Origin of the sequence: Paenibacillus cisolokensis (assembly GCF_050481165.1) — a bacterium.
GTDB lineage: Bacteria > Bacillota > Bacilli > Paenibacillales > Paenibacillaceae > Paenibacillus_AH > Paenibacillus_AH cisolokensis.
Window position 1 is genome coordinate 20,407 of the sequence record NZ_JBCNFP010000134.1, and the last position, 7,324, is coordinate 27,730.

4 protein-coding genes are annotated in these 7,324 nt (G+C 55.4%); all 4 read right to left on the bottom strand.

The window, feature by feature from the left end; translation table 11 throughout:
* Positions 1-474: 474 nt before the first annotated feature.
* The gene (locus ABEV74_RS19640; protein ID WP_430148740.1) at positions 475-4,536 is read right to left on the bottom strand and encodes an S-layer homology domain-containing protein; all 4,062 of its coding nucleotides are present in this window, start codon (positions 4,534-4,536) and stop codon (positions 475-477) included.
* 146 nt (positions 4,537-4,682) lie between these two features.
* Positions 4,683-5,828 carry an MraY family glycosyltransferase gene (locus ABEV74_RS19645; RefSeq protein ID WP_082655031.1) on the bottom strand — a complete coding sequence of 382 codons (1,146 nt, stop codon included), beginning with the start codon at positions 5,826-5,828 and terminating at the stop codon, positions 4,683-4,685.
* 93 nt (positions 5,829-5,921) lie between these two features.
* Positions 5,922-6,770: a WecB/TagA/CpsF family glycosyltransferase gene (locus tag ABEV74_RS19650; protein ID WP_082655030.1), complete on the bottom strand. Its 849-nt coding sequence runs from the start codon at positions 6,768-6,770 to the stop codon at positions 5,922-5,924.
* A 27-nt stretch (positions 6,771-6,797) separates the two neighbouring features.
* Positions 6,798-7,324: polysaccharide pyruvyl transferase family protein (locus ABEV74_RS19655; RefSeq protein WP_430148742.1), on the bottom strand; the 527-nt coding region annotated here is incomplete at its 5' end.

The following is a 7,324-nucleotide window of genomic DNA, read 5'->3' on the forward strand; positions in this document are numbered from 1 at the left end:
TGGTAGAGTAAAGCCACCACTATCACATTATACAATGGCCTATCAGCACCGTAAAGAGAAAGTTGAGAATACGTTCCAAAACGTTCTTAAAAATAGTAAAACTTTCCGGGTGCTTGTGAAACACTTGAGAATCACTTGCGAAACTTCCTTCCGCATGCCGGACCAACCGCAGCGGCTTCCGCTTCGCATTCGACAAATAATCTTTCAGCTGCATCGTTTTCAACTACATGTTATTTGACGCAGAATATCCGAAAAAGTTTCGCGGTCCGAAAAAAAATAAAAAATTTTATCGCCCAAATCGTCGGCCACAGAAGAGTATGTACGGCAATCGCGCCTTCACTCTACTAGTATACCGCAGTTCCCTGGCATCGTCGACGATAAACATTTCTATTTATCGAATCATCTCGTCTTTTGTCGAGGAAGCGAGAAGGCCGGCCATAGTTGTCCTATGACCGGCTCGGCCTTCTTGACTCGTCAGTTGATTTTCGGCAGCCGCTTCAAGTCGGCCAAAATCCGTCCGACAATGATGGCCGCATCGGAACGCAGCAGGTTGGACCGCGGCTCGAACACAAAGCCTTTTTTCGGATCATTCGCATCGACGGGCGCGCCCACGATATAGCCTTTCTTGGCGACGGCGGATACGGCCGCCTTGGCGTAGTAGCTCACGTCGGATGCGTCCTTGAACTGCTTTTCCAGATCCTTCTGGATTTTATCCGGATCGGTTTGAAGCTTCAGATCGAGCGCGCGAGCCATGATAAGCGCCGCTTCCATGCGCGTCAGATTCGAGTTCGGCTCGAACGTGCGCGGGAACGTGCCGCGGATAATACCCTCGCGGGCAGCCGTCTCGATATAACGGAAATCCCACAGCGCATCCGGATTGATAATGTTCGGCACATCGTCGAAGTGCGGCTTGCTCAGCTCGTAGTTCAGCGGAATGTCAAGCGCCTTGACGATCATGCGGGCAAATTCGCCGCGGGTAATATACATGTCTCCGCCGAACTCGTCAAACCCGGCCGCATTCATAATGCCTTTGGCATAGATGGCTTCCATGTAGTTGCGCGCATACGGATGGCTCGTAATGTCGGTGAACGAATAGACCATCTTGCCGACAACATAATAGCCGAACTGGGTGAACGGAACGGTGACCGTATTTTTCTTCGTGTCCACGACGCCGCCCATATTCTCCCAGTATTTGCCCTTCACATCATAACGGAAGACGGTAATGATCGTGCCGATGCTGTCGCGCATGTTCGGATCGAACGCCAGCGTCAGCTCTCCCGCTTTGGATGTAATCAGCTCGCGATCGTCCGGCCGCTCGTCGTAGGTCGGAATTTTCGTGCCGCCGGGTCCCGTCGTACCCGGATACTGGTACGGGTCGACGCCGTACTTTAACGGATCATAAGCCTTCGTGTTCGGGTCGTCGGCAAGACCGGCGTCAATCCAGTATACCGGGCTCGCTTTCGTGAATCGCGTCGGGAACGATACCCGGAAACGGGTGCCGAAGCTTTCCAGAATGCGGTCAAAATTGGCCGGCAACGTTTCGAACTCTCTCCGGTCCACAACCCCGTCCTCCGGATTGGCAATGCCGAACAGCAGCTGATGTCCGCTGAACACCTGGTTTTTCAAATTGGCCGGAACATTGAAGTCGCGGCGAATCAGCGACGTATTTTTCTCGAATTTCAACGATATGCTGCCTTCAAACACTTTATGCGACGACTTCATTCCTTCCATCACTTGCGCGCCGGGAATATTCGTCGGCACATAACGGATCGTGAACGAATCCGAGATCGTGTCGTTCGCGCTTGTGATGGTAAAGTTGATTTTGTTGTCTCCGGATTTGAGACCCGTCACCATGGCGCGGTACGCACCCGGATAATCGATGACGCCGTCGTTGTCGGAATCGAAATCGATTTTTTCGGCTTGCATTTTGTTGATGACGACGTTGTTGGCGCCGGGCGCGTTAATGATAACCTCGATAAAGTTCTGGTTGACAATCGATTTGTGCGGCAGAATCGGCCGCAAAATATCGTACGGCAGCGACGTCGGATCGACCTCCAGCCGGTAGCTGGCGCGCGGTCCCGTCTCTCCGCTGTTGTACACGTAGAAATTGTAAACGCTCGGACTGCCGTCCGCATTCAGCTTCTGGTCTTTCAAAATAAACGAGAACGATTGCGTCGCGACATCATAGTACACCGTCAACAATCCCGAAATGCTGCCTGTGGACGGGTAGATGCCAAGCGTTTGGTTGGAAGAGCTGTCAATGACATAGAACGGCTTGGACAAATCCCATGAAATCGGTTCTTTGAGCGTCGAACCGGTAATTTTCAAAATGTATTTGGCCGGATCGATGCTCGCTCCTGCCCCGAGTCTGCTGTCCACCGCGGCATAGCTCGTTCCGAGATCGATAAAATCGAACGTGCCGTAGATGTTCATATCCGGCTTCGTCGTCGTGTAGACGCTGCCCGACAGCGGGAAGTTCGGATCGTTCGGCAGCGGCTCGTCCAGGTTCGAGCTGTACGGGAAGACGCCCGACGTCCCCGCTACCGGAATGACCGGCAGATTGGTCGGCACGAGATTGATTTTGATCGTCTTCTCGTAGAAATTTTTCGACCCCTGGAACACGAAACGGATTTCGTTCTCGCCGGCAAACAGCGCGTCGAGCGCCTGCTGGCGGTAACTATTGTCCAGAACGAAGTTCGTATCGTTCGGGCTGCCGGAAACCGGCACGATCTTGACCGGCAAATTGTTGATATAGAAGAAAATCGTCTGCGGCTTATTGTTGGCCGTATCCGGCTCGTAGCGAATTTCGTTCGTATTGTTGATATTGAGCAGCTGCCCTTTGAATTTCTTCAGCTTCGTATCGATAATGTCCTGAAGGCGAGTCGAAGACGTCGTGTCGTCGTCAATGACCATACCGTCAAATACGCCGTCATATTTGACGAACGGTCCGAACAGCATATTGAACGTCACTTGCCCCGTCGTACCGTTCAGATCGTATTCGATCGTCTGCGTGCCTTCGAACGGCAGTTTCTTGAGCTCGATGACAATTCGCTGGAACGTCCGGGCCACGCCGTCGACCGTGCGCGTCACAAGCTGCTGCGACAGCGGCTTGATCTCGTAATCGGCGGCAGTCAGCGTTGCCACCTGACCGCTCTGGCTCGTTACTTTCGTCAGATCGACCGTATGACCGCCCGCTCCCGGGTTGCCGATCAAAATTTCCATTCCGAGCGGAAGGCCGTAAATGTTGGCGCCTTCCAGCTTCGTTCCGGAAAGGCTCTCATAGCTTGTCGGCTTGTAGCCCGGCAAATAGTTAACCTGGTAGACATACGGCGTATTCGCATCGCGGAGCGAGAAATAAAGTTCGTCCGTTCCTTCCTCGGTCGGCGACACCCCAAGCCGCTTGTTCACCTCGTTCTCGGCGAGCAGCTGCAGATTGTACGCTTTGTTAAACTGAAGCAGCGATCCGGTAAGCGGAATCGTATATTCGAAAATAAAGAACGGGGCGCTCTCTTTGTAGGTGCCGGATACCGCTCCGTTGACCGTGCTGTTCTCGACGGTCGTCGCGCCTTGCTTCAACGTATATTTGATCGGCAGCGGCTGGGTCGGATCCGGATGCGGAACATTCGTATTCGGATTCGCCGCCTCGGGATGGTACGAGTTCGGCACGATAACCTTCCCGGTAATCGTCAAATTGTTAATGTCCGTGACAATCAGATTCGGATTATATTCCAACGCCTCCGTCGCGCCGCCCGGATCATTGATGTTCACATCATAGAACGTGACGCTGCCGTTGTAGAACACCACTTCCCGCGTCGTCTCGATCGTTTGGCTGGCATTGGAAATTTTGATCGTCACCAGATTTTTGCCCTTGCGGACATTGATCGGCGCAGCGACGAACGAGAAATTGTTCGTGGAGTTCACCGAATAGGTTTTGCTGCTGCCGTTTACGATGATCGTAACGCTTTGCGCGTTGGGCGCATTACCGGAAATCGTAATATCGGCGTTCGCCCTTCCGCGCGACGGCTGCGAATGCACAACAGTCGTGCTGTTCTCGGACATCTCGAAACGGTTGCCGTCCAGCTCGGCGCTCAGATTGTAGAACACCGGGCCGTTGCGGTACTCGATATAGATCGAATTGCTGACCTCCCCGCCTCCCTGCATGCCTTGGAACGTAATGCGGTTCAATCCGGGGAACAGCTCCAGATTGTAGATTTGAATCGTGGATCCGTTGACATAAATATTGCTCGTCACATTTTCGCGCTTCGAACCGATCAGATCGTCATTCGGATCGTCGGTTCCGTTATTGTCGATAATTTGATAAACATGATACGAAATGGACGACGAGCTGACGCCGGTAATCGTGCCTGTAAGCGTCACGCGGCTGTCCGTCGTAATCCTCGGCTGTGTCGCTCTGTCGCTTTCCGACGGAAACGTGAAACTGCCCGTTGCGGCCGATACTTGCTGCACGCCGGAAAACGGCAGCAGCTGCACCATAAGCGCCAGCACAACAAGACCGATACCCAATTTTCTAAACACGGTAAGCCTCCTTCTTCCTGATTGTCCGTATCTTCTGTTATCGGTCGGCAGCTGGAAAAAGTTTAGACTATCCGGGCAAATTGCTCGTAAATGCAAACAAGCCCCGCCTCCCTGGCCGGGAAAACGGAGCTTGAACAAACAATACCTTATTTCGAACGGGACTGGGTGTCCGGCTTTGCGCGCAGTCTCGCAAGGAAATCGAGCACGGGACGTCTCGTTTTGTCCACGATACCGATTAGTTCCGCGCCGATCTGCAAGCCGAACATCAGCAAGCATATGACGACGAACGTTACCCAGTTGGCGCCCGAGGATTGCACGACAGCCGCCTGGAAAATCGCGCAGGCGCCGAAAAACGCCGCCACGCCGTAAATAATCAGCACCGTGCGGCGATGGCTGAAGCCGAGCTCCCGCAAGCGGTGATGCAGATGGCCTTTGTCCGGAGCGAAAATCGGGCGCTTGTTGACCCAGCGGCGCACGATCGCGAAGAAGGTATCGGACAGCGGCACGCCGATAATGAGCAGCGGCGTGACGAACGAAACGATCGTGACCTGCTTGAAACCGAGCATGGACAGCGTCGCCAGGCTGAAGCCGAGGAACAGGGAGCCCGAGTCGCCCATAAATATTTTGGCCGGGTGGAAGTTGAAGACCAGAAATCCGGCAATGGCTCCGAGCATCAGCGTGCTGAGCAGAACGATCGGTTCGAATCCGACGATGACCGCCATGACGAGAATCGTCCCGATGGCGATGCCGGACACGCCGGCGGCCAATCCGTCCAAACCGTCGATCAGATTGATCGCGTTGGTGACGCCGACGATCCAGATGATCGTAAGCGGAATGCTGAGCCAGTCGGCAATCGGTTGCATCGTTTCACCGAACGGGATGTTGACGAGATTGATATGAATGCCGAATCCGAATACGACGACGCAAGCAGCGGCCAATTGGCCGAGCAGCTTCACTTTTGCCGAAAGCTCGAAGCGATCGTCCAGCGCGCCGATCAGCACAATAATCGTTCCGCCGACGAGCAGCCCGCGGATCAGATTGATATCGTAGGGACGAAGCAGACTGTCCGGCATAAGCGGCAAGGCGACGAACAGCGCGACGGCAAAAGCGATATATATGGCGAGACCGCCAAGACGCGGCATGACCCGCGTATGCACTTTGCGGTAATTGGGCTTGTCTATAGCGCCGATCCGAAACGCAAGCGATTTGACGAGCGGCGTCAATACAAGCGCGAGGACGAGCGCGACAGCAAATCCGATGAGATATACGTAAGTAACGCCCACTGGGATAATCCAACCCCCTTTTTTTCTACCGGATTGATTATACTCCGATCAAAAAAGAATCTCCAATCCCAATTTCATGAATTTTTCATGATTTTGGCGGAATTACGGCAAAGTTGGGCGGCCTTTCGTTACGTTTTCTTTGTCTCGGATTACTTTCAAGGCGAATTTGGGGAGCACCAGCATTCGTTTGTACCGTTTCGGCTCCTGCAGCAGCCGGTAAAACCATTCGAGCCTCAGCTTCTGAAACAGCACCGGCGCCCGCTTCAGCTTGCCGGCCACGATATCGAAGCTCCCTCCGACGCCCATCATCAGCGTCGCGCCTAATTCATGCTTATATTTGGCAATCCACGGATCCTGCGTATCCGTCGAACGGGCGACAAACAAAAGATCCGGTTTGGCGTTGCGGATCGCCTTGACCACATCGGCGTCCTCTTCCGGCCCGAAAAAACCGTTGCGGAAACCGGCGATCTTCACGTTCGGATAACGGTCGCGAAAGTTGACCGCCGCCGCCTCGATCGTCTCTTGCGTGGTACCGAGCAGATAAACGCTCCATCCCCGCCGGTTGCCGATCTCCATCAGCCTGTGCATCAGATCGAAGCCGGCTACCCGTTCGGCGACCGGCTGGCCGACATACGAAGCGGCCCAGACGATGCCGGCGCCGTCGGGCACGATCAGCTCGGCTTCCAGCATCATCTTGTAGTAAGCCGGATTGTCCAGAGCCGCCATCACCATAATCGGATTGGCCGTGATCACCTGGATCGGCCGCTTCCGCTCGATGGCGTCCGTCATATATCGCAGCGTATCCTCCATATTCATGCGGGAAAAAGGAATACCGTAAATCGGCACTGTCGGCACGGCCGGCAGCCCGCCTTCGCCCGGCGAGCCGCCGGAAGCCGGAAGACGCTCCTTCCCGCCTGCATCGGCTGGCTGTTCAACCGTTCTCGTTGTCATGAAGAGGAATCCCTCCCGTATATATCTCTAACGCAGCAGCCGGACAATTTGTTGCGCGGGCCGCACCGCCTCGGCCTTGAGCGTCCGGATAGCGCCGCGATGACGTTCTCTCCACGCCTCGCCGCCTTCGAGCAGCGCGACCGCTTGATCGGCGAACGCCTCGGGATCGAGCCGCTCCGTCGTGCCGACCGGTTCAAGACCGAGCCGATGAAGAAACTGGTCGATCTTCGGGTCGTACGACAGCCCGAGCATCGGCACTTCCTGGTTGGCCGCGTAGATCAGCGCATGCAGGCGCATGCCGAACAGCAGGTCGCAGCGGCCGACCTCGAGCAGCATGCGCTGCGGATCGTCGCCCGGGGCGGCCAGCTCGACCGAGCTGCCGCCGCCCAGGCTGCCGAGCCGTTCCATCACTTCCTTCGACGCTTCCGCGTCGGAGGGGGTATGGAACGGCAAAAACCGCAGCCGCACGGCCCGACGGCGGGCCAGTGCGGTCAGCGCTTCCGCGGCGCGGGCCAGGTCGGCCCCGTCCTTGCGCCACCGGCGCAAGGAGACGC